Origin of the sequence: Nocardia sp. NPDC051052 (genome assembly GCF_044456045.1) — a bacterium.
Classification (GTDB): domain Bacteria; phylum Actinomycetota; class Actinomycetes; order Mycobacteriales; family Mycobacteriaceae; genus Nocardia.
Genome location: NZ_JBITFL010000004.1, coordinates 212,831 through 235,512, shown reverse-complemented (window position 1 = coordinate 235,512; position 22,682 = coordinate 212,831). Strand labels below are relative to the sequence as shown.

General features: G+C 63.0%; 21 protein-coding genes. 7 read left to right on the top strand and 14 right to left on the bottom strand.

Going from position 1 to position 22,682, the window contains the following annotated elements; all coding sequences use genetic code 11:
* Positions 1-43: 43 nt before the first annotated feature.
* From ACIBCN_RS14990 to ACIBCN_RS14975, 4 genes are read right to left on the bottom strand one after another with little or no spacing between them, the layout of a single operon-like run.
* On the bottom strand, positions 44-820 hold the full coding sequence (locus ACIBCN_RS14990; RefSeq protein ID WP_396992112.1) for an ATP-binding cassette domain-containing protein: 777 nt from the start codon (positions 818-820) through the stop codon (positions 44-46).
* Positions 817-1,869, bottom strand: a complete 1,053-nt coding sequence (locus ACIBCN_RS14985) for an ABC transporter permease (protein ID WP_396992111.1) — start codon at positions 1,867-1,869, stop codon at positions 817-819. Before ACIBCN_RS14985 ends, ACIBCN_RS14990 begins: the two co-directional genes overlap by 4 nt.
* A gap of 18 nt (positions 1,870-1,887) precedes the next feature.
* A complete protein-coding gene (locus ACIBCN_RS14980) occupies positions 1,888-2,883 on the bottom strand; it encodes a sugar ABC transporter substrate-binding protein (RefSeq protein ID WP_396992110.1) in 996 nt (331 codons plus the stop codon).
* Between the two features lie 19 nt (positions 2,884-2,902).
* Positions 2,903-3,799: a TIM barrel protein gene (locus tag ACIBCN_RS14975; RefSeq protein ID WP_396992109.1), complete on the bottom strand. Its 897-nt coding sequence runs from the start codon at positions 3,797-3,799 to the stop codon at positions 2,903-2,905.
* Between the two features lie 262 nt (positions 3,800-4,061).
* Here ACIBCN_RS14975 and ACIBCN_RS14970 point away from each other — a divergent pair, with 262 nt between their 5' ends.
* Together ACIBCN_RS14970 and ACIBCN_RS14965 are read left to right on the top strand one after the other, a co-directional pair.
* A complete protein-coding gene (locus ACIBCN_RS14970) occupies positions 4,062-5,066 on the top strand; it encodes a LacI family DNA-binding transcriptional regulator (protein ID WP_396992108.1) in 1,005 nt (334 codons plus the stop codon).
* 61 nt (positions 5,067-5,127) lie between these two features.
* Entirely contained in the window at positions 5,128-6,147 is a 1,020-nt protein-coding gene (locus tag ACIBCN_RS14965; RefSeq protein ID WP_396992107.1) for a Gfo/Idh/MocA family oxidoreductase, read from the top strand.
* Between the two features lie 51 nt (positions 6,148-6,198).
* Here ACIBCN_RS14965 and ACIBCN_RS14960 read toward each other — a convergent pair whose 3' ends face one another.
* From ACIBCN_RS14960 to ACIBCN_RS14935, 6 genes are all read right to left on the bottom strand, one after another.
* Positions 6,199-7,017, bottom strand: coding sequence for a hypothetical protein (locus ACIBCN_RS14960; protein ID WP_396992106.1), 819 nt, complete (start codon positions 7,015-7,017; stop codon positions 6,199-6,201).
* A 169-nt stretch (positions 7,018-7,186) separates the two neighbouring features.
* On the bottom strand, positions 7,187-8,131 hold the full coding sequence (locus ACIBCN_RS14955; RefSeq protein WP_396992105.1) for a NaeI family type II restriction endonuclease: 945 nt from the start codon (positions 8,129-8,131) through the stop codon (positions 7,187-7,189).
* 83 nt (positions 8,132-8,214) lie between these two features.
* Positions 8,215-8,472: a hypothetical protein gene (locus ACIBCN_RS14950; protein ID WP_396992104.1), complete on the bottom strand. Its 258-nt coding sequence runs from the start codon at positions 8,470-8,472 to the stop codon at positions 8,215-8,217.
* A gap of 211 nt (positions 8,473-8,683) precedes the next feature.
* Positions 8,684-10,537 carry a DEAD/DEAH box helicase gene (locus ACIBCN_RS14945; RefSeq protein WP_396992103.1) on the bottom strand — a complete coding sequence of 618 codons (1,854 nt, stop codon included), beginning with the start codon at positions 10,535-10,537 and terminating at the stop codon, positions 8,684-8,686.
* The gene (locus tag ACIBCN_RS14940) at positions 10,534-11,964 is read right to left on the bottom strand and encodes a transcriptional regulator (protein ID WP_396992102.1); all 1,431 of its coding nucleotides are present in this window, start codon (positions 11,962-11,964) and stop codon (positions 10,534-10,536) included. Before ACIBCN_RS14940 ends, ACIBCN_RS14945 begins: the two co-directional genes overlap by 4 nt.
* 65 nt (positions 11,965-12,029) lie before the next feature.
* Positions 12,030-12,737 carry a hypothetical protein gene (locus ACIBCN_RS14935; RefSeq protein ID WP_396992101.1) on the bottom strand — a complete coding sequence of 236 codons (708 nt, stop codon included), beginning with the start codon at positions 12,735-12,737 and terminating at the stop codon, positions 12,030-12,032.
* Between the two features lie 242 nt (positions 12,738-12,979).
* Here ACIBCN_RS14935 and ACIBCN_RS14930 point away from each other — a divergent pair, with 242 nt between their 5' ends.
* Positions 12,980-13,738 carry a hypothetical protein gene (locus ACIBCN_RS14930; protein ID WP_396992100.1) on the top strand — a complete coding sequence of 253 codons (759 nt, stop codon included), beginning with the start codon at positions 12,980-12,982 and terminating at the stop codon, positions 13,736-13,738.
* 23 nt (positions 13,739-13,761) lie between these two features.
* Here the strand turns inward: ACIBCN_RS14930 and ACIBCN_RS14925 are convergent, their stop codons facing one another.
* Together ACIBCN_RS14925 and ACIBCN_RS14920 are read right to left on the bottom strand one after the other, a co-directional pair.
* A complete protein-coding gene (locus ACIBCN_RS14925) occupies positions 13,762-14,550 on the bottom strand; it encodes an NgoMIV family type II restriction endonuclease (protein WP_396992099.1) in 789 nt (262 codons plus the stop codon).
* Positions 14,551-14,586: 36 nt separating this feature from the next.
* Positions 14,587-15,090, bottom strand: coding sequence for a very short patch repair endonuclease (locus ACIBCN_RS14920; protein ID WP_396992098.1), 504 nt, complete (start codon positions 15,088-15,090; stop codon positions 14,587-14,589).
* 205 nt (positions 15,091-15,295) lie between these two features.
* On the opposite strand from ACIBCN_RS14920, the gene ACIBCN_RS14915 reads away from it, so the two are divergent.
* Positions 15,296-16,624: a DNA cytosine methyltransferase gene (locus ACIBCN_RS14915; RefSeq protein WP_396992097.1), complete on the top strand. Its 1,329-nt coding sequence runs from the start codon at positions 15,296-15,298 to the stop codon at positions 16,622-16,624.
* Between the two features lie 118 nt (positions 16,625-16,742).
* Here the strand turns inward: ACIBCN_RS14915 and ACIBCN_RS14910 are convergent, their stop codons facing one another.
* Positions 16,743-18,164 (bottom strand): VWA domain-containing protein, encoded by a 1,422-nt coding sequence (locus ACIBCN_RS14910; RefSeq protein ID WP_396992096.1) that lies wholly within the window; start codon positions 18,162-18,164, stop codon positions 16,743-16,745.
* A 662-nt stretch (positions 18,165-18,826) separates the two neighbouring features.
* On the opposite strand from ACIBCN_RS14910, the gene ACIBCN_RS14905 reads away from it, so the two are divergent.
* Complete coding sequence (locus ACIBCN_RS14905) at positions 18,827-19,270, top strand: hypothetical protein (protein ID WP_396992095.1); 444 nt, start codon at positions 18,827-18,829, stop codon at positions 19,268-19,270.
* Positions 19,271-19,278: 8 nt separating this feature from the next.
* Here ACIBCN_RS14905 and ACIBCN_RS14900 read toward each other — a convergent pair whose 3' ends face one another.
* On the bottom strand, positions 19,279-20,157 hold the full coding sequence (locus ACIBCN_RS14900; protein ID WP_396992094.1) for an AAA family ATPase: 879 nt from the start codon (positions 20,155-20,157) through the stop codon (positions 19,279-19,281).
* A gap of 97 nt (positions 20,158-20,254) precedes the next feature.
* Here ACIBCN_RS14900 and ACIBCN_RS14895 point away from each other — a divergent pair, with 97 nt between their 5' ends.
* Complete coding sequence (locus ACIBCN_RS14895; RefSeq protein WP_396992093.1) at positions 20,255-20,674, top strand: PPOX class F420-dependent oxidoreductase; 420 nt, start codon at positions 20,255-20,257, stop codon at positions 20,672-20,674.
* A gap of 983 nt (positions 20,675-21,657) precedes the next feature.
* The gene (locus ACIBCN_RS14890) at positions 21,658-22,668 is read left to right on the top strand and encodes a zinc-binding dehydrogenase (RefSeq protein WP_396992092.1); all 1,011 of its coding nucleotides are present in this window, start codon (positions 21,658-21,660) and stop codon (positions 22,666-22,668) included.
* Positions 22,669-22,682: the final 14 nt, after the last annotated feature.

Sequence of the window (22,682 nt, the reverse complement as noted above, 5' to 3'; positions counted from 1 at the left end):
GGACGTCCGGCCCGCCGCCCGCCAGACCTCGCTGCAAAATCCTTCACGACACCACCCGCTCCAGTTCATGCTGCAACGCGTCCAGCTCGGCGCCGCCCGCCATCTGCCGGGTGAGCTCCGGCAGGTCGATCTGGTCCTTCTCGTACGAGCCGAGCACCGTGCCGCGTTTGAGCAGCAGGAACCGGTCGCCGACCGGGAAGGCGTGGTGCGGGTTGTGCGTGATGAGAATGACGCCGAGGCCACGATCACGGGCCTGGACAACGTATTTCAGCACCACCCCGGCCTGCTTCACGCCCAGCGCGGCGGTCGGTTCGTCCAGGATCAGCACCTTGGCGCCATAGTGCACGGCCCGCGCGATGGCGACGCATTGCCGCTGACCGCCGGACAGCGTGCCGACCGGCTGCTCCATGTCGCGGATCTCGATGCCCATGTCCGCCAACCCTTGTCGGGCGATATCCCGACCTTTGCGGCGATCGAGCAACCGGAACGGTCCGGTCGTCGGCTCCGAGCCGAGCACGAAGTTACGCCAGACGCTCATCAGCGGCACCACCGCCAGGTCCTGATAGACGGTCGCGATGCCATGGTCCAAAGCCGCACGCGGCGAGGACAATCGGACCGGCTGGCCGTCGATCCGCAGCTCGCCGCGATCGTGCTGGTGCACGCCCGCGAGGATCTTGATGAGCGTCGACTTGCCCGCGCCGTTGTCGCCGAGGATGCAGGTGACCTGCCCCGCGTTCACCACGGTGGACACGTCCTGCAGCGCGACGACCCCGCCGTAGCTCTTGCCGATACCAACGGCCTCGATCAGTGGTGCACTCATCGGCGTACCCTTTCGGCTCGCTTCTGGAATCTGTTGTTGACCAACACCGCTGCCAGCAGCAGCACGCCGAGGAACAGCATGAACCAGTCACTGTCCCAGCGCGCGAACACGATTCCCTGCCGGGCCATGCCGAAGATGAGAGCACCGATCGCGGCACCGACGGCCGAGCCGAAACCACCGGTCAGCAGGCAACCGCCGACAACCGCGGCGATGATGTAGTGCAGCTCGAGGCCCACCCCCTGATTCGCCTGCACGCTGGCGAATCGCAGAATGCTGCAGGAGCCGACGACCCACCCGGCGAACGCCGTGGTCATGAAGAGCACGATCTTCGTCCGATTCGCTGGGACGCCCACCGCCCGCGCATTCTGCAGCGCGCCGCCGACCGCGAAGATCCAGTTGCCGAACCTGGTGCGCACCAACACGATCGAGGCGATCACGGTCAACACGACCCACCAGATGACCGACGCTTGGATCCGGGCGTCACCGATGTTCAGCGTCGAGGCGAACACCCAGCCCGCCGAGTTGTAGCCGTCCGCGCTCCGAATCCCCGACACCTGAACAGTTCCGGTGACCATTCGAGTCACGCCGAGGTTCAGGCCCTGCAGTGCAAGGAAAGTGCCGAGCGTGACGATGAAACTCGGCAATCCGGTGCGCATCACGAGCCATCCGTTGAACGCGCCGACGAGCAGCGCGAGCACCAACGAGGCCAGCAGTGCGAACCAGACGTTCCAGCCCGCGTGCACCGCGAGCAGCGCGGTGACCAACGCGGTCGACGCCGTCATCACACCGGCCGACAGGTCGAATTCACCGCCGATTATCAACAGCGCCACCGCGACCGCCATGATGCCGAGCGTGGACGAGTCGTCCAGCCAGGTCACGACGCCGAGCGGACTCAGGAATCGATCGGTGATGATCGAGAAGAACACGAACACGAGTAGCGCGCCGAGCGCGGCACCGATCTCCGGCCGGACCACCATTCGCTGCATCAGCGTCGGCCCCTTCGGTTCGGCTGCCGGATCGGTCTCGGATGCCTTTGTGGCAATAGTCATTTCATCCACTCCCTGGCCTCAGCGCGTGCCCTGCGCCACGAGCGCGGCGACGGCATCGACGTTGCTCTTGTCGACGAAGGCGGGACCCGTCTGCACCGGTGTGCCACCACCGACGGTGTTCAGGTTCGTCCGGTATGCCTGCAGCAGCACCACGGGCAGATAGCCCTGCTCGTACTGCTGCTGGTCGACGGCGAACAACAGCTTGCCCGCGCGAATAGCCTCGACCACATCGGTATTGAGGTCGAATGTGGCGACCGTCGCGCCGGACTGCGCCTCTTTCACCCCGTCCACCGCGCGAGCGGCGACCTGCGAATTGAGTGTCAGCACAGCGTCGATGGACTTGTCCGCCTCCAGCGCGCCCTTGATGCGGGACTGCGCGTCGGTCGGGTTGTTGATGTCCACCTGCAGCGTCGTACCGTTGCCGAAGGCCTTTGTCGCGCCCTCGCACCGCTGGTTGGCGCCGATATTGCCCGCCTCGTGGATCACGCAGAGCAGCTTGGTCTTCTTGGCGTCGGCGAGGCGCTTGCCCGCCGCCTGCCCGGCCAGCGACTCGCTTTGTCCCACATGGCCGATGGCGCCGTACTTGACGCTCTCGCTCTCCCCCGAGTTGATCGTCACCACCGGGATCCCTGCGGCCCTGGCCTTTTCGATGGAGGGCCGTAGCGCGTCGGGGTTGGCCATCGAGACGACGAGTCCGTCGACGCCCTGCGCGACCGCGTTGTCGATCAGCTTCGCCTGTTGGCCCGGATCGCCAGCCGAGTTGTATTCGACTCGGACGCCGAGGTCTTTGCCCGCGGCCTCCGCACCGTTCTTGACCACGTTCCAGAACGCGTCACCGGGGCTGCCGTGCGTCACCACCGCGACAGAGTTCAGTTTGCCTGCGGCGACAGGCGAATTGGTCGGGGCGGGCACGTCAGCGCCCGGCCCGCTACACGCGGCGAGCACCGCGGCGGCGGCGAGCCACGGCACCAACCGGCCCGATCGCTGCCACCCTCGGCGTACTCGAAGAGACATCGTTGTCATCACTTCCCAACTAGATTCGTGCGGCGGAAGTCGCGAGCGCCGCGAGGTGGCGCAGGCTGCGTTCGGTGTCCCGGCTCGGCAGCTCTGCCGAGTCGGTCGGCCGCAGGGCGGTGTCCTGCTCCATCACGTACCAGCCGTCGTATCCGGCGGCCTGCATGCTGTGTACCAGAGCGGCGATGTCGACATCGCCCTCGCCCAGGGGGGCATACAGCCCGCGGCGCACGGCCTCACTGTATTCCAGTGCACCGCCACGTACTTCGTCGGCGACCGCGCTGCGCACGTCCTTCAGGTGGATGTGCCCGATCCGGTCGGCATATCGCCGCGCGAGCAGCACTGGGTCGGTGCCGCCGATCAGCAGATGACCGGTGTCGAGACAGAGGTCGAGGTCCGAATCGGCAAGGAAGCGTTCGACTTCGGCTTCGGTCTCCACGTGCGTACCGACGTGCGGATGCAACACCGCACGCAGACCGTGCTCGGCGGCGATGTCGCGGATCGCGGCGGAAGTGTCGATGAGCGTGCGCCACTCGTCCGCGCTGAGCTGCGGGCGAGCGTCATATCCACCGAGCCCGGTCGCGGCGGCGAGCACCAGCACATCGGCCCCGGTCGCAGCGAACAACGCGGCGTTCTCCCTCGCCGCCGCGATCGCGCTCTCCGGATCCTCGTGCAGCACCAGCGCCAGGAATCCGCCGACCGCGGAAATGCCGAATGTCGCGAGGAACGAGCGCAATTCGTCCGGGTCGCGCGGAAGATAGCCGGGCGGGCCGAGTTCGGTCGCGGACAGGCCGAGCGCGGCCATCTCTGAGAGCACGGTGTGCGCGTCGAGCACGTGACCCCAGCCGGGAACTTCGCACACTCCCCAGGAGATGGGGGCGGCCGCGAGGCGCAGCGGGTAGAGCGGTTCGGTCATCAGGACTTCTCCGACCTTCGATGTCGAGTTGAACGCTCCAAGCGATTGGAGCGCTCCAACTATGTAACGTGGGTCATAGTGTGTCAAGAGGCGCACCGTTGGCCAGAATATCGCTACTACCAGGTAATATCCGATCATCCAGCGGAAACGTCGAGAACTCGGATAGTGAAGAAAGTCCGATTAGAGCGCTCTATTGATTCGCGCCCGACAACCTTGTAACGTCCGACACTGCACGGATCATCGAACGCGGAACGGAGGCGGCATGGCGCGACCGACCATGGAAGACGTCGCCGAGCGCGCCGGCGTCTCCCGCGCCCTCGTCTCCCTCGTGATGCGCGACTCACCGAAGGTGAGCGATCACCGGCGCCGCGCAGTGCTGGCGGCTGCCAAAGACCTCGGCTACCAGCCGCACATCATGGCCCGCTCGCTGGCCAGCCGAACCTCGAACATCGTCGGCGTCATGGTCTCCGACCTGCACAACGCCTTCTTCGCCGATGTCGTCGAGGGAATGGACAGCGCCGCAGAGGAATCCGGCCTCGAGCTGATCCTCAACACCGGCCGCCGCAGCGCCGCCCGCGAGCGCACCGCCCTGGAGAGCCTGCTCGCGTTCCGCCCCGGCGGCATCATCCTGCTCTCCCCCATCCTGCCTGCCGGCGCCATTCGCGATGCGGCACAACAGGCTCCGCTGGTCCTGGTGTCCCGCAGCTCCAGCCTCGCCGACGTCGACACCGTCAACGACGACGGCGAGGTCGGTGCCGGTCTCGCGGTGGATCACCTTGCCTCCCTTGGCCATCGGCGCATTGTGCACCTCGACGGCGGCACCGCGTTCAGCGCCGCCCCCCGCCGCAAGGGCTACCGCACCGCGATGGAACGGCACGGCCTCGAACCGATGGTCGTCCCGAGCGAGCACACCGACTCCGCAGGCATGGCCGCCGTGCAGAAGCTGCTGAACCTCTTCTCCCGCAACAACTTCCCCACCGCCCTGGTCTGCGGCAACGACTTCAACGCCGTCGGCGCCATGTCCGCGCTGGAAGAGGCCGGATTGCACGTCCCCGGCGACGTCTCCATCGTCGGCTACGACAACACCTCCCTAGCCGCCCTGCGCCACGTCTCCCTGACCACCATCGACCAGCCCCGCGTCCAAATGGGCCGCCTGGCCGTCGAAGCACTCGTCGAACGCCTACGCGCCGACCGCACCGACCCGGTCCGCCACCGCCTCCAGCCCTCCCTCGTCGTCCGCTCGACGACGAGCGCGCCCACCCGCTGAAACATCCTCTGCCCCAGGCAGTTCCACATCGCACGTCGTGATTTCACCAGGAGGAAGCTCGATGACATCCCACAAAGCCGTCACCCTCGGCCTCGCAGGCACCGGCCGCATCGGCACCTCCCACGCCGAAACCCTCAAAAACTTCTCCAACGTGGCCAACGTCATCGTCGCCGACGCCGACCCAGACCGAGCCCGCACCACCGCCACCAAACTCGGCCTAGAATTCGCCCCCGACCTCGACACCCTCTTCGCCGCCGACCTCGACGGCCTGATCATCACCACCGCCACCGACTCCCACCCCGAGCTGATCACCAGGGCAGTCGACGCAGGCATCCCCGTCTTCTGCGAAAAACCGGTCGCCGCGAACATCGAAGGCACCCTAGCCGTCCTCGAACACCTCCAAAACACCACAGTCCCAGTACAAATCGGCTTCCAACGCCGCTTCGACGCCGGCTACCAAGCCGCCAGAACCGCCATCACCTCCGGTTCGCTGGGCTGGCTGCACACCCTCCGAGCCACCACCCTCGACCCAACCCCACCCCCCGCCGACTACATACCCCGCTCCGGCGGCATCTTCCGCGACTGCGGCGTCCACGACTTCGACATCATCCGCTGGGTAACCGGCCGAGAAATCACCCAGGTCTACGCCACCGGCACCAACCAGGGCGACCCCATCTTCACCGAATCCGGCGACATAGACACCGCCGCGGTGCTGTTGCGCCTCGACAACAACACCCTCGCCACCATCTCCCTGACCCGCTATAACGGAGCAGGCTACGACGTCCGCCTCGAAGCCCTGGGCTCCAAGGGAAACGCCATCGTAGGCCTAGACGACCGCTCCCCCCTCACCTCAGTCGAACCCGACTACCCCGCCTCCCCCTACCCCGCCTACCCCGGCTTCATGGACCGCTTCCGCAACGCCTACACCGAAGAACTAGCCACCTTCATCTCCCTCATCAACGGCACCTCCGAAAACCCCTGCACCCCCACCGACGCCCTAGAAGCCTTCTACGTAGCCGAAGCCTGCGAACTCTCCCGCAGGGAACGTCGCACCGTCGAGGTCGCCGAAGTCCGCCACTAGCCACGTATCACTATCAGGCCAGGCAGTCAGCGCCGCTTCTAACGAGCCAAACTAAGTACGAAGCCGCGCCCGCAGAGTGTCTGCGCAGAGGTCCATCTCATCGTCGGTAGGCAACGCGACTGTGCCGAATTCTCCGGGTTTTGCCATTCGCAGATCAACGAAGTTGAAGCGGCGCTGATCTTCGAGGTAGTACTGCGCCGAATGTTTGCGACCTTGCTTACCGCTACGGTAGTGGGGGTTCTCGATGTAGATGCCAACAACGGAACTGCCGCACCAAAGGTCGGCACGGAAGAGCGCATCGGCGAGCGGATGCGACAACGCTGGCAGGCCCTGCTTGCGGAGCCAGCTCAATGCGTAGGCCTCGCGGAGGAATGAGTAGTAGAAGGCGCCGATGCGCCACTGCAACGCGTCGCGTGCGGCTGCCAGCGCCCTGTCTTCGGTAAAACCTTTGCGCTGGACGAGGTGGGTTGCGGCCTGATGTTGTATATCCCTGGCGGGATTCCACAGCCAGGGCTTCCTAGACGGCACCGTGCACCAGCCGTCTCGAAACTCTTGCCAACTGAAGACTCTGCCCAGGTCTTCCAGGCAGAAGTGAAACAGGTGCGAGAACGCGAAATCTGGACGCCAGTCCCTGATGAGTTGGACTGTGTTGTCGTAGTCTTCACGCAAGTCACCGAGCGGATGCTCGGTTTCGAGCTCACGGACCGCTTCAGGTTCGATGTCGAAGATGGCGGAGCTGACGTGAGAAAGGACCTCCTCCGCGACATACTCGCGGCCCGGCAGTGTCTTCCACCACTGGAGCCTGCTCTTGGCCTTCCCTGCGGAACCGAAGAGCTGTGCGACGTCATCGCCGCTAACTTGCACTGTCATGTCAACCACCTCGAGCTCGGGGCCCGCTCTACTCATTCGTTTGTGTCGGCCAAGCTACGGCAGGGCACCGACACGAAGCCCTCAACTACTCTGCGGGCGAACAACGTTCGACAGCCAGCGTCCGGGTTCAAACCCTGTTCCGTGGCGCTAACCGACCATCACCAGACCGCTAAATAACGGGTGCAGGCACCGTCGGATCGCCGGGTCGGGCGACCGACCACATCGAACCGTCAATCTCAGCAACAGGATCGTCCCTGTCGATACGGGCCGGTGTCACACGAGCAGCAACGAATTCGCCCTTGCTCGGAACCGGCAAGCCGAGTTTGGCGGCCACTTCCCGTTCCTGATGCCCGAGTATAATTACGCCATCGCCTTGCAAAACCGTGCGTGATCCACCATTCGTTCGGACACGCTTCATGAAGTCATCCTGCTGCGCCACCGTGGCAATCTCGGCCCGCCTAATTATTCTCCCATGAACCGATCGGAACAGCTCATTGGTCCGCGCCTGACCGTGCCGGTTGCCCACTCGTGACTTTGCCGAGAATATACGATCTCGAGTGACCCCATCCAGTTGGATATAGATATTAGGTGCCAAGAATCTGACATCCGGCCACAACTCGCGCACTTCCGCTCGACCTCCCAATGAAAGCGTCGTCTTCGCATCTCGATTACGCCCCAGGTTGAGATACGATTCTTTCACTCTAACCAATCCAGCATTCCATGTGGCATGATTGTCGTCAGCGGTTATAAGTAACGCTATGTGACCGACCACTTCAGGCGGCAAGGTCCAACCGCCATACCGCATAGAATATTTGCAGTCTACCTCAATCCCCGCAATTCGATAATCCGTCGCGTCTCCGTCTTCGAATTCGAATTCACGCTGCAGATTTATCTCGACCAAGGTTCCCATGTGGGTCTTCTCGGTCTTGAACAGCTGCGAGAAGTTCCACCGCCCCGTTCGCTGTCCGTCGTACAGCTGATCCAACGTGTCACGAAGAACCCTGGCTACCCGCGCTCCGGTCGGATCAAGCCGATACAGCTCGAACCGGACTGCGTCGAGCTCCTCATCATGCTCTTCACCTGTGAACCCGAGTGGTAGCTGACTGCTTGACATCGTATGACTCCCCAGACATCCGGATGTGTAGTCAAAGCATAGCCCGCGTAGCAGAGGTATCGTCGCTACCGAGGGCGGCGGTGCTAAAGCACCGCGATCAGCGCAATTCCGATCAATAGCGTCGTGCCGAAGGCAGCGCCACCGCACATCACAGCCTTGGCAAGCGTGGCGGCGTCAATCCGGCTCAGAATCCCCGTCACCAAGCCTACGACGAGAGCCACAGTGAAAACGAGACAGAGGGACAGCACCAGGACAGGTCCGTTGCCCGCTACTTTGGCCTCGGTTGTACTCGACGGCTGCGCGGTGCGCGCCTCGCCAATCGAGATGGCTACGCTGTTCATGTGAGCTCCGTTCTAGTTCGTCTATGGAGGTAGGCCGGGGTTTCCACAGCTGCTCCCACCCCTAGCCCGGGTGGGAGCAGCACCATTTCGTTGTGGCCGCTACAAGGCCAGGCAACAAACCGCGCTGCTTGAATATTTTGGCGGTGAGAGCTGCCCGATCGGATAGATCGCGATCCCGCGCGATGTCGGTGAGAACCGTTCAGGGACTCACCTAGTTGGACTCCGCCCGACAGGGAGACGCGTCGAGGTGCCGTAGGAGTGCACGCACATCTGCTGCGTCCATGCCGACACCAGCTGCCGGCTCCTCCTGCAGATCGGCGAGCTGCTGGACACCTGGGTCATCGAGGATGCGCCCCATGAACTCCAGCTTCTCGTCCAGCCGCAGCTTCACTACCTCATCAACCGTGCCGCGGGTCGCGAGGATAGTCACTCTTGTCTCGGTGCCGGGGGCAAGGCCAAGGCGATGAATGCGGTCCAGGCTCTGCAGGAACCGCCCGGCCATGAAGTCACGGTCGACGTAGACGGCATCGTGGCAGACCTGGTGGAGGCTGATGCCCTCACCGAGAGTGGCAGGGTTGGAGATCAGAACATGGCAATCGGACTCCTCGCGGAAACGACGTAGTTGCTCGTCACGGTCGATCGTGCCACCGTAAACGACAGCCGGGTTGTACCCCCCCAACAGCTTCTCGAGGGTGGTAAGGCTGCGCACGAACGTTGTCCAGACCAAGGTCTTACGACCGGCGGCAGCGTTGTCCGCGACGATCTTCAGAGTCTCTTGATACTTGGGTGAGAGCTCGAGGCGCGGGAGCTTCTGGAGCAGCTCGTACAGAGAGTCGCCGGGGTGGGGATCCAATGGAGGAAGCTGATACTCCAGCGGCTCGTACTGGCTGGTTCCCTGTAAAAGCAATGCAGGACTGATCGCCGCCATCAGCAGCCGCAGCATCGCCCGGCCCAGAGCCTCGATGTTGCCGCGCGAACCTTCTGCACGAGCGGAGAAGTTGCCTTTGAGAGCCTCATAGACCTCCGCATGGATCGCAGGCATGTCCAGGTAACGAACCTTCGGCTCGAACGGTGGCAGACCGAGCTCATCCTTGGTCGTACGAGTGAACAACGGGCGTAGTACCGAGCTCGCATAAGCGAGGTCGCCGCCACCCACCGCCTCGGTAACCACGCGTTTGCCGTGGCCCGGCCATACAAACGACAGTAGGTTCTCCAGGTCCTTGGCTCCATTGGGGGCCGGTGTGCCGGTGAGGATCAATCGTCTGGCCGCCAGCGGACCAAGTGCCAGGCAGGCGGCGCCGTAAGTGCCGCTAGCCCCGAGCTTCATTCGATGAGCCTCGTCCAGCACGACCATCGAGGGCTCCGCGCGCAGCCAGGCAGCGAGACTGCTCAATGAGCGATCCAGCCGCTCATAGTTCATGATGCGAAGTTCAGCGAGGGGGTCGTCCGAACGCCCCGTCACCGTGGCTCGCAGCGCAGCCTTGAAACAAGTCGAGCTCTCGAACTCCCACGACTCATAGGCCGACTTCGGTCCAACGACCAATAGCCGCTGTGCTTCTCCGCGTTCACGCATCACGGCGTAGATCGCGAGTGCCACCCGGGTCTTACCGGCGCCAGGGACGCTGAAGTTGGCGCCGTGGCGCAACGACAACAGCCGCGCTATGTCACGCTGTTGGAAGGTTGTAAGGTCAGCGATCCATTGTGCGCCTAGCAGGCCGACGACGTCAGACGGCTGGACTGCATCAGCTGCGCTTCCAGCAAGCCCATTGTCAAGACTTCGCTCCACGGTGTCGGCGTCATCGAGTACTCCGTTGACAAGCGCCACAAGGTCTGGATCCCAGGCAACGTTAGGGTGAGTCCAGGCCGCCAGCTCGCTGAGATTCACGAGGAAATCATCGAGATCTACTTCAGCAGACAACGCGCCGCGCTGGCCGCCTGTAGCAACTCGCGCCGTCAGCTGGGCAAAGTCACTCTGAAAGATCGCCGAAGAAGTCCTCAGTTCTACACGTGTACGTGTCACATCGAAGGCCAGACGCAACGATGGTGTGCTCTCACCATCATTCACAACCGTGGCTGCTTTATATCCGTCGCAGCGATCAGCCAGGTCAGACCGTCTCCCGGCAGGTCGATACTTCGCTGGGCCTCAACCGCCAACTTGTCAAGGACAATGCGGAGCTGCTCAAGAGCATCATCAAACGCTCCCTCATCAAGACTGGCATTGCCCCGAGAAAGGACTAGGTCGGTGATAGACTGCTCCAAATCTTTGCAAGCTTCGTTGATCCGGTCCGGTGCAGCCAAGCGTTTCTTCCGCAATCGAATGTCCCGACCTACACTCTCGATCGCCTGGTCGAAAGAGTTCTTGTACGAGGTTATGACGGCCAATGCAGCTGAATGCTCAGCAGACGAGCCAGCCCCGCCGACTGTTTCGACGGCCTTCGCCCGTAGCAGTGCATCAGTGATGCCGCGCGCGGCGACAACTCCCGCTCCAGCCGCCTTCACTTCTCTGTTCAGTCCAGGAATCTGAACTGTGGCCGGAGCATCAGAATCAGTCACCTTGTACTCCTCAGGCAGGGTTTTATCCAAGTACCGAATGTAAAAATCGGCATCGATATTCCGAACATCAGTCTTGGAAAAATCGAGCACGATCGCGGTCAAGCGAGCCTCTCGAAGTAGATCGGCTCTCTCCTTGCTTTTTAGATGCTCACTTTCGTAGGCGCGGTAAAGCTCGGAAAGCTTTTCTTTGGAACCCTCGAAGTCCATCAATCGCAGTGACGCCCCGCCGACAGTCGTACTGCGCTGGATCAGGTCGCGCAGCTGCGCGAGGACCCAGAGGTCGCGATCACAGGACTTCGTGGTCGTGTGGAACGCTTTGGCGATCACCGGCAGTTCGCGGTTGAGCTGGACTCTCTGCTCATCGATTGCGAGCAGCCTATTGATATAGGAATAGTCGCGCCGCTGATCGGGACGCAGCTGCAGAGACAGCTCAACATCATTGATGTCGTCCCACGTGCAAGATTCGGGCAGCACACCCACTCGCATGCTGGCAATACCGATTTCACGAAGCGCCGCGCATCGCGTATTGCCATTTACGAGAATTCCATCGTAATTGATCAGGCCAGGCTCAATTTGTTTGTGTTGCTCAAGGCTATCTGTCAGCTCATCGAATGCAGGGTCGCGGTGATCCGGCTCCGAGGGACGGACCGTCAACAGATGCCGCAGGTAGTCCTGCCCCTCGGAACTCCACGGATCTACGGTGAGGACAGCATCGCGACCTGAATCGAGACTGCGCTGCGCCCGGATACGGTGCGTACCCGGGTTGTAGACCAAAGCATCCAACGGCATGTCGATGACCTCGACATGCAGAGGCCGACCGCGCCACTCTACGGTCAAGGTCTCCGGGATCCCGTTACTCTCTCGCTGCTCCTTCACTCGCTGCTCGACCAGCGCGCGTGTGCTGGCGGCATTCGGCGGGCTTCCGAAATCCGTGAACATATCTCAAGTTCTCCTCAGCGGGTAGGAAATAAAGCGGCAAGGCTGCCCATAGAATCGGTAGGCTGTTAGGCCGGATCATCCAGAGATATGGGCACGGGCTCCACCAGGGCCGCGCGGATCTGGTCCCGCGAGTCCGCTGGCAACGTTCGATAGGCCGCCCAGAGGTTTTCGGCATCGCTAAAGCTGCGAGCATCCTGCTCAATCCAACCGGCCAGCATCTTTCGCTCGTAGGCAGGCAAGCGGTCGATGCGTGTGAGGACGTCGCCTAGGTCCGCGATCAAATCACGTCTCCCGACGCGGCAACGGTTACATTCGATCACCAGCTGCACACTGATCTCACCGGAAGGCAAACGGACCGGACGGCGAGCAACATCAAGCTGCGAGGCGACATAGGTCCCGGTGTACTGCTCACCAGGGCCGATTCCACACGAACGGCACTTGTGGCTATCACGGGTCAGCAAGGCGTGACGGTCAGCAGCCGTAACCGTGACGCCGACCTTCCTCGTCGCCTTGCCCGGCTCCCACACAGGGTCCCCTTGTGTGACGAACCTCTGCTCGTGCGAACCCAAGGCCGGGTCTTCACGGTTGGTGTCGATGCGCCACCCGAAGTCACGCAGGTCACGCATACGGCGATCGATCTGTGACGTCTCAGGGAATGCTTCGCGAAGCTGAGATTTAGTGAACAGCTCTCCGATGCCGACGTTCTGCACCAACCACAGTGCCACACGCTTCATTGCACCGAGCTTCGGATCTTCCCACGACGGCACAGCCATGTGGAACCCACCTTTCCAGGGCGAAGGATCAGCAGACTTCATTCAGCGCCGATGGTGCCATGCTCGTCGGTGCCAGCTTCCCAACTACTGAACAGCATTGGCTCCGGAATCGGTAGCGCGCCGGTGTCCCAGGTTCTGCTGTCCCGAAATCAGGACAGCTGCAGCACGTGGAACCTATTGCCAGGAACGTTCCAGCAAGGAGAATGTGATGGTTCGGAGGGCAACGTTGATGGAGGCGAATCATGCTGGCACAGAGACGAAAACAGTTTGCCGACCTTGATCCCAGCAAGTTGTCACCTGCTCGGCTGGTCCTCGCCGAGGCCGTCCGTGTCCTGATCCGTCAGACCGGCTGTTCGTCGCTGCGGGCAATCGAGAGGGACCTCGCGGAGATGCTGGATGAACTGCGGAAAGAGGCTGGGGCAGATAAGTACAAGCTCCGGTTCGAGTACGGATATCTGACCAAGTCTGTTCTGTGGGACTGGGCATACGGCAACCGTAAGGGCGCCCCTAAGGAAGCACAGCTCTGGGAGCTGCACAGTCTCGCGTCGGCCAGCGCTGGAAGTGCTGAGGAGGTTATCTCATGGGACGAGCTCGACGAACTTCGGCGCAGGGTGGAGAGTGAGCCGGCCGAGACCGGCCGAGTCGTATCGCCTGGTGTTGCGCCGGTCCCCCGTCCCGAAGAGGACCGGCGCAACAGCGCGACCGTCGGGGTGCAATGGGATGCCGCCGACGACCTTGCTGCGTATGCCGCGGTCGGCAACCGCGAGGGCGCCATCGGCGTTATTCGCCACGTCGGCGCCACAGCCGCCCCTGTAGAGACGGCGAATGCCGTCATCGCCTGCCGTGATATGGGCCTGATCGAGGAGACCGAAGCCATCATCAGCTACGCCGGAAACCGGTCTGAGCGCGATGTGCTGTATATCCTCCGCTACCTCCAACAGCACAACCGGCGGGTCGACGCAGACGCTCTGCTTGACCGCGCGCTCGCCCGAACAAGCTGATCGGTATTAATTGAACGTGCCAGCTACCAGTCCACCAACGACCTGGCCAGACTCCGGTAATCCAGAAGTCGCCCTTGTTTGGTTACCTCTTCCCACGCCGCCTTCTGCTCCGAACTGCCGTGTGCAGCAACAGCATCCGCAAGCTCTTCGTAGGCAATGTGGTAGGTCGCGTCAACCTCGCCCGTTCCGCGCGCGATCGAGGCGAGCCGCGTCGGCAACGGCTCGGCTGTCACCGTCACCAGGTGAGGCAACCGCCCACGTCTGTGCCTGATCATGTTGCTGTTCTCGTGGCGAATGTTCTGGACCCGGTCGGAGCGAATCGTCCACTTGCATGCGATCGCAGCGTGCAGCCATGGATGCTTTGTGCTGGTTGGTGTACCGCAAACTCCAACCAGCACGTCAGGTTTGATCAGATAGTCGGTGCCCAACGTCACCCGAAGGTTCGGATCTTGCTTGATCGCGGCGGTAACACCAGCTAAATGCTGGTATTGCGCGTACCCGACGATGCTCCTCCCACGAGCAAAATCCCATGCCCGCCGCGGATCCAACTTCGGCAATTCGCTGGCCAAGTTAGTGAGCACCTGCACCTCTAGCAGCGCGCCTGGATTCGCTGGCGGTGCATCAGGCGTCAACTCGGTCAAGTTCGGATTCGGCTCACCGAGTCGCTCAAGGATATGCGCAGCGAGGCGCAGGCTCGCGACGTTGTCGGTGTCCGCAGAATTAGGTACCGACTTCCAGCCGAGCTTGTTCTTCTTGTCCTTCTTGCCCGGCGGCTTCCATCCCAGCAACTCTGTCCTGAATGAGGCGCTCACGGCTAGCAAATCTAGCTTGTCCGGAGCGTCCCTCGATCAACTTCCCGCTGATCCCATATGATCGCTCACATGTTCGGGTCCGCCATCCAAGATGCTGGTGACTGCAGTCACACTGTTCTCCAGAGTCTCGTGCTCCCACAGGCGGACCACCTGCCAACCCGCCTCCGCCAGGGCAACATCCGCGGCTCGGTCGCGCTCGATGTTCCGGCGAAGCTTTGGGGCCCAATACCATTCGTTGGTTGTCGGCTGTCGGCCGTGCTCCGGGCAAACATGCCAGAAGCAGCCGTCCACGAAGACGGCGACCTTGCGGGCCGTGAAGACGATGTCAGGTCGGACCTTGATCGATCCGAGGTCGAGTCTGAAGTCCTTGCGGTAGCGATACCCCAGCCGATGAAGCGCACTGCGCAGCACGATCTCCGGTTTGGTGCCGGATCTGCGATTGGCCCGCATGTTGCGGGAACGTCCCTCGTTGAGGGGAGCCGGATAGAGGCCCCGCTGGTGGGCCTTACTCCGAGCTTCTTCCGATCGTCCCTCAGTCACATCTGTCCCAGTTCGAGGCAGGCGAGTGTCATACGGAAAGATACTCGCGCACACACCACTACCCGAACTTGGCCTCCGCATCGAAAGGCATCAGCGTGACCGATCTTCGCGTCATACAGAGTTGCGCCAGCAAACAGATCTCCGGATGCGGAGTGGTGCTCGAGCGCACGGTGCATCTACTGACCTGTGATGACGGGCCGAAGGCATGACACGTGACGCACCGAAGCGCACCTCCGCAACTTCAAACAAGCCCGAGTTCACATCGATCGAGATCTGCGCCGGCGCAGGCGGCCAAGCCGTCGGCCTTCATCAGGCAGGCTTCGGCCATCTAGCACTGGTCGAGATCGACCAGTACGCGGCCAAGACCCTCGAACTCAACATCAACGACCACCGGTTGTGGGCTTGGGAGCGGGAGAACTGCGACATCCTCGGAACCGATGTCAACGAGTTCGATCCCCATAATCCCGAGGTCATGAAAAAGAGCCATGATCTGCTCCAACAGCATGGGCTGGACCTTCTGGCCGGCGGCGTACCATGCCCGCCGTTCTCGCACGCAGGAAAGCAATTAGGTGAAGACGACGAGCGAGACCTCTTCCCTCGAATGCTAGAGCTGGTCAAGATCCTCAAACCGCGAGCAGTAATGATCGAGAACGTCCGCGGACTCATGGATCCAAAATTCGACGAATATCGCAACCGGATCAAGAGCAGGCTGAAACGCCTCGGCTACAGCGAACCCGCATGGGGAATATTGGAAGCCGCCGACTTCGGCGTGCCACAACTTCGACCTCGCGCAATCCTGGTCGCATTCCGTAAAGAAATCCTCGGCAATCTCACGTACGAATTACCCACAGGAACAGACACAGAACCAGTCAGCGTCCTGGAAAAGCTCGAACCATCGATGCGTGAACGTTTCGAACCCTACTTCGACGGCGTTCGCTCGGAGGAAGCTCACGCGGCTTTCGAGCGGTGGCACGACAAAGCGAAAAGTCGCAATGCTGAGCTCAAAGGTAAGGGTGGAGCTATCGCACCCACGCTCGTCGGCGGGTCGAAGAAGCATGGCGGTGCGGACCTCGGACCCAGCCGAGCGAAAAACGCATGGAAGCAGCTGGGGATCTCAGGCATGGGTGTCGCCAACGACATCAAGACCTGCGCAGAGAAACAAACGGAGAACCGAGATCTTTTCGGCCCTGATGGCCCCATGCTCACAGTGCGACAGGCTGCGATCATCCAGGGCTTCCCGCTCGAATGGGACTTCTCAGGTGGAAAGACAGCGCAGTACCGCCAGGTGGGGAATGCGTTCCCGCCGCCTGTGGCAAAGGCCGTGGGCGAGTCGATAATCAATGTCCTGAAAGCCGCGCGAGAACGGGACCAGAGCATTAGCGAGCCGGTCGACATGCACGAGCGCCGCCTCAATCTAAAATCTTCAGGACCCGCACACCTGAAACGTCAGGTGAAGAGCGCACCCGTTTCTGAAAACTCTCCCCAGGGCCAATTTGACCTATGGCCTATAGAAGACGCGGCAGCACAACGCTGATCCAGCGGATTGGCTTATTAATTAACGGCTAGCAGTTGCGGGCTACAAGCCCCATCAAAGAATATCGTCTCGACGAGCCTCTAAAGAGATGCCGGATACGATGAGATCCGAATCCTCATCACGTTGGCAGGAGTCGACCGACGACCTCGGCCAACTGCTTGACGTTGCGGCACTCGTGCATGGTGATGTGTTCGGCGTAGACGTTGGCGGCGGAGTCGCCGGTGGACCAGGAGCGGGAGGGCTCGGGGTTGAGCCAGTAGGCGTGTTTGGCTTGGTCGCACATGGTTTGGAGGGCGGGGAGGTTGGGGGCGGTGCGGTTGGTGCGGGCGTCGCCGAGGATCAGCAGGGAGGTGCGGGGGCCTAGGGCTTCGAGGTAGTTGTCGGCGAAGCTTTGGAGGGCTTCGCCGTAGTTGGAGCTGCCGTAGCGGGCTACGTTGGCGTCGCGGACTATTCGGGCGGCTAGGCCGGGGGTCGGGGGTTCCCCGGGGGTGAAGAAGTTGGTTATTTCGTCGCAGGTGTCTATGAAACCGAAGCTGCGGACCTTGGTGAATTGGTCTTGAAGGGCTTGGATTAGTTGGAGGGTGAATTCGGCGAAGCCGGTTACTGAGCCGGAGAGGTCGGCTAGGACTACCAGGTCGGGGCGGCCGTGTTTGCGGGAGCGGAGGACGGGGGTGATGGGGACGCCGCCGGTGGACATGGAGTGGCGGAGGGTGCGGCGCATGTCTATTTGGCCGCGGACGGATTTGCGGCGGCGGGCGGCTAGGCGGGTGGCCAGTTTGCGGGCCAAAGGGTGTACTAGGCGGCGCATTTCGGCTAGGTCTTGTTCGCGGGCGCCGAGGAAATCGATCTGGTCGGGGCTGGAGTCTACGCCGCGGCGGGCTATGTATTCGGTGCCGCGGAGTTGGGCGGAGCGTAGGCGAGCCTCGGTTTGGACGGCGGTGCGGAATTGGGTGAGGCGGCGGTTGGCTTCGATGGTGCGGACGGCGGCGTCGAGTTCGGTTGCGCCGCTTGTGCCTGCGACTATGCGGGCAATGAGGTCGTCTGGGTTCAGGGCTCGCATAGTCAGGTAGGGGGACCAGCCTGCGCCGGAGGCGGTGGTGACGGGGGTGTCGGATTGGCCGGTGCCCGCTCCCCCGTACGCGCCGAGTTCGGTCAGGGCTTGGCGGGCGAGGTCGGTGGCGGCGGACGGGTCGTCCTCGATCAAGGCAGCTGCGAGTCGATCTCGAAGTGACTCAATGGATTCTGGCGTTGCGGGCGCGGTCGGCTGCGGCTGTTCAGCCGTCAGGAAGTAAAGATCGAAGAGTTGGTCGAAGACGGCGCGCTGACCGTCGCGACGGAGCAGGCAGGCGGCCATCCCCGAGCGCAGTCGGTTTCGGTCCGACAGTCCGAGGGCGAGCATTGCCTCTGCGGCGTCGATGGTTTCGCTAGGACCCGCGGTGATTCCGTGGTCGCGGAGTAGTCCGACGAACTCGACGAGACGATTGGTGATCGTGTCGGAGGGCTGTTGCGGAGCAGCTGGCCCGCGGTGGGTAGAGGTCATGCCGCGGCCTCCATTCGGACCACGGCATTCGAGGACACCGTGAATCGCTCGGCCACGCGGTCATCGACGGTCTCTGCACTGCCACGGCGTGGCGACGCAGTCATGCTGTCTCCACAGGAATCCACGGCGTACTTCGCAGACTTGCTTGATCGCCGGCACAGGCTTCGAACGTTTGCCAGACGTGCGAAGGACGGACCGAATGTGCGAAGTACGGCGTCGGTTGCACGGCCTGCGTTCGATGCGCCGGCCGCTGTCCGACCTAGGGCGTCCGCATCCAAGAGTGCGAGTTGCTCGGCCGCGCGGAGACCGACGGTCTCTGCACTGCCACGGCGTGGCGACGCAGTCATGCTGTCTCTGTCGGAATTCACGGCCGGCTTCGCATACGCTCTTGATTGCCGACCCAGGCGACGGATGTCTGCCCGAGGTGCGAAGTACCGACTAAATGCGCGAAGTACGGACTCGGCGTCGAGGCTCGCGTTCGATGCGCCGCCCGCTGTCCGGCCTCGAGCGGCCGCGTTCACGAGCACGAGTTGCTCGGCGGCGAGGTCGGCGGTCAGCAGGCTGTCACAGCTCACACGTTCCGACTTGAACGACTCCGACAGCGCGGTGCGTGCGTGGCGCGAGATCGGAAACCGGCCCGGTGAGGCGCTGATGATGTCGTGATGATCGTCCAGGCGGGTGATCTCTTTAGCGTGGGGTTTATGAAGCGAGTTCTGTTCACGTTCTTCGCCGTGGTGGCTACCCTGCTGACCGGCATCGGGTCGGCTCACGCCGATTCCACCTCTGGAAGCTGTTCCGGGTCGGGGGGGTCGCGAGGCTACTTTTACGCGCATACGTACCAGTCGGCGTTCCCTGACTTCGATGGCACCGTCGGCTCTTGGGAGACCCACGACTTCTCTTTCATGGGCTTCCTCGATGCCGCCGAGAACGCGCGCATGTTGGGTGCCCGGGACAGCAAGTGGGTCATCTACCGCGCCACCGACTTCGACCTCGCCGTGCCGTACGTCGAGGGTGCCGGATTGTTCTTGCTCGAAAGTCGGGGCTATTCCAGCAATCTCGACGACCGCAACGGAAATTTCGAATGGGTCAAGCTCTGCGACTACTGAGTGACCACTCACCGCTCTGTCCCCTCATCGGGGTCCAACGACAGGCGTTCGGACGCAATGCGGTGGTCCGCTCGATATTTCAGCAGGACGCCGAGGGTTGAGCGGACAACTGTACCAGTCAACGAGCGGGTGCCGAGGGCCACGAGAGTTCTTGCCCAGTCGACGGTTTCGGCGATGGAGGGCGGCTTGCGCAGGGATAGTTCACGTAACGCTCCGGCGACGCGGACCACCGGCTCGCCGAGGGCTTCGTCCAGTTCGGGAACCTTCATGCGGACGATGGCTCGTTCCAATTCGGCTGTGGGGTAGTCGATGTGGAGGTAGAGGCAGCGGCGCTTCAGGGCTTCGGAGAGGTCGCGGTTGGCGTTGGAGGTGACGATGACGAAGGGTTTGCGGACGGCGGTGATGGTGCCGAGTTCGGGGATGCTCACCTGGTAGTCGCCGAGCACCTCGAGGAGCAGGCCCTCCAGTTCGACGTCGGCCTTGTCGAGTTCGTCGATGAGCAGCACAGTGGGGTCCGGGTTGCGGATGGCGGCCAGGAGCGGACGGGCGAGAAGGAAGTCCTCGGTGAAGACGTGGTCGCGGGTGTCGTCCCAGCCCGCACGCTCGGAGGTGATGCGGAGCAGTTGTTTGGCGTGATTCCACTCGTAGAGGGCGCGGGCCTCGTCGATGCCTTCGTAGCACTGCAAGCGGATGAGGTCGGCGGTCGACGCGGTGGCGACGGCCTTGGCCAGCTCCGTTTTGCCCACGCCCGCAGGCCCCTCGATCAGGAGGGGCTTGCCGAGGTGGTCGGCGAGGAAGACGGCGGTGGCGATGTCGATGGACGGGAGGTACCCGGCATCGGTGAGCCGCGGGGTCACCTCGTCGACAGAGCCGAAGAACTTACTCATCAGTAACAGTCTAGATCGCCTGGACTCGGTGCCTTCAAGATCCGCGCGGTGTCGCGAGGGTTGATCTGAACTGCGATTGAGGTTCTAGGGTCGCCTTATGAGTTTCACCGACATCGAACGCGCCTACCTCGCGAGCCAGAGTTTGGCCCGCCTCGCCACCGTCTCACCCGAGGGGGCGCCGCAGGTCAGCCCGCTCGGGTTCCGCCTCAATCCGGACGACACCATCGATATCGGCGGGCCGAATCACGCTGCGACACAACGCTATCGCAATATCCTGGCCAACCCGCTGGTCAGCCTCTTGATCGATGACATGACTCCCGACGAACCCGGCGCCGTCAAGCCGGGCTGGGGCCGCGGCGTCGAAATCCGTGGCGTGGTAGAGACCCTGACGGTGGACGTTCCCCCGGTCGCGCCCGAGTGGTTCTCCAACGACATCATCCGCATCCACCCCCGCCGCATCAGGAGCTGGCACCTCGATCCGGCCGACCCCGACGGTGGTGCGCGCAACGTCGAGTAGGTCACCACCTCGGTACCCACGGCGAGGCACGACGTGTTCTGGCATGTTCCCTGCCAGCGTCGGCCTCTTCACCGTGCCTGCGGTGCCCTTATCAATGGGACGTAGTGGAGCGCCTACTCGCACGACACTGCCGCATCCCGTCGATCACGCCAGATCCACCAACTCCAGCTACGTCGTTGCACGTCAGCTGCGCCCGGCTACCAAGAGGTCGGCAGGTCAACGCTGGAACGGGACATGGTGGAGCGCCTCTCGCACGACGGCACTGCCGTATCCCGTCGATCACGCTAAATCTATCGACTGCAGATACGTCGTTGACATCAGCTGCGCCCGAGCACCAAGAGGTCGACAGCCCAACACTGGAACGGGACATCGCGGAGCGCCTGCTCGCACAACAGCACTGCCGTATCCCGTCGATCACGCCAGACTCCAGGGTCTACCCGATCCCGATCCCGGCCACGGCGTCGGCACATCGCAAGCGCGGGTGCGCCGAGACACCAGCCAACACTCGGCGGGACTCTCGCACAACGCCGTTGACGATGTGGGATCCGCCCTACCGAACCCGGCCACACGCCGCCGGGCACATCGCAAGCGCGGGTGCGCCGAGACACCAGCCAACACTCGACGGGACATGACGGCGCGTTCACTTGCGCAATGCCGCTGACCATGTGCACGCGCTCACCAAACCCGGCCCCACGCCGTCGGGCACACCACCAGCGCCGGTGCGCCGAGAGACCCGCCAACGCTCGAACGGGACATTGCGGCGCGTGCACTCGCACAACACCGTTGAGCATGTGCGATCCGGCCTACCGAACCCGGCCACACGCCGCCGGGCACACCATCAGCGAACAGTCGGCCAGCATGCTCGAGCGGGACACGACGGAGCGTCCACCCGTACCAGGCAACCACGCTGCCCCGTTGATCTTGTTTCCTGATAACGTCCGTCACGCTCGCCCCTTTCGGGTAACTATTCGCGGAGGACTCGCATGGAAACGATGCTTGCGGCCCGATTGCACATTCCCTCGCGCACCCTATCCCTGGAGCAGGTCCCGAAACCGGCCCCCGGCCTGGGTGAGGTCTTGATCAAGGTGGAAGCCGCCGGGGTATGCCTGTCCGACGTGCACCTCATCGACGGCGGCCTGCAGCCACAGCTACTCGCGGGCGACACGGTCACGCTCGGGCACGAGGTGGCCGGTTCGATCGCCGAGGTGGGGCCGGAGGTCACGGGGCTCGCCCTCGGCGACCGGGTGGCATTGCAGGCGGGCGAGCTGCGTAAGGGCGTGGTCTACACGCGGGGTGTCGACTACGACGGCGGATGGGCCGAGTACGCGCTCGCGACGGCGGAGTCGGTGATCTCGATCCCGGACAGCCTGCCGTTCGAGCAGGCGGCGATCATCCCGGACGCGGTCTCGACACCGTGGGCCGCGATCACGGCAACGGGCGACGTCCGCGCCGCGCAGGCCGTCGCGGTGTGGGGTGTAGGCGGACTCGGCGCGCACGCGGTGCAGTTGCTGCGCATCGTCGGCGCCTATCCGATCATCGCGGTCGACCCGAATGCCGCCGCCCGGGAGCGAGCAGTCGAGCTCGGGGCCGATTTGGCGCTCGATTCGACCGACCCCGAGCTCACGAAGAAGGTCAGGGCGGCCACCCGCGGCGTAGGGATCGATGCCGCGTTCGACTTCGCCGGCGTACCCGCGGTGCGCGAGCAGGCGGTCCGCGTGCTGGCGCACCAAGGACGACTTGTCCTGGTCGGCATCGTCAATCAGCCCTTGACCATCGAGTACAGCGCGCCGTTCGTGGTGTCTCAGCAGCAGATTCGCGGACACTACGGTTCGGGTCCGACGCACGTGCCGCAGTTGATTCGGCTGACCGCCGGTGGGCGCCTTGACCTTTCGCGCTCGATCAGCGGGGTGTTCCCGCTCGCTGAGGCGCCCGCCGTCGTCGACCGGCTCGTCCGCAAAGAGGGCGATCCGATCCGACTCATCCTGCGTCCCTGACGGATCGGGGTCTC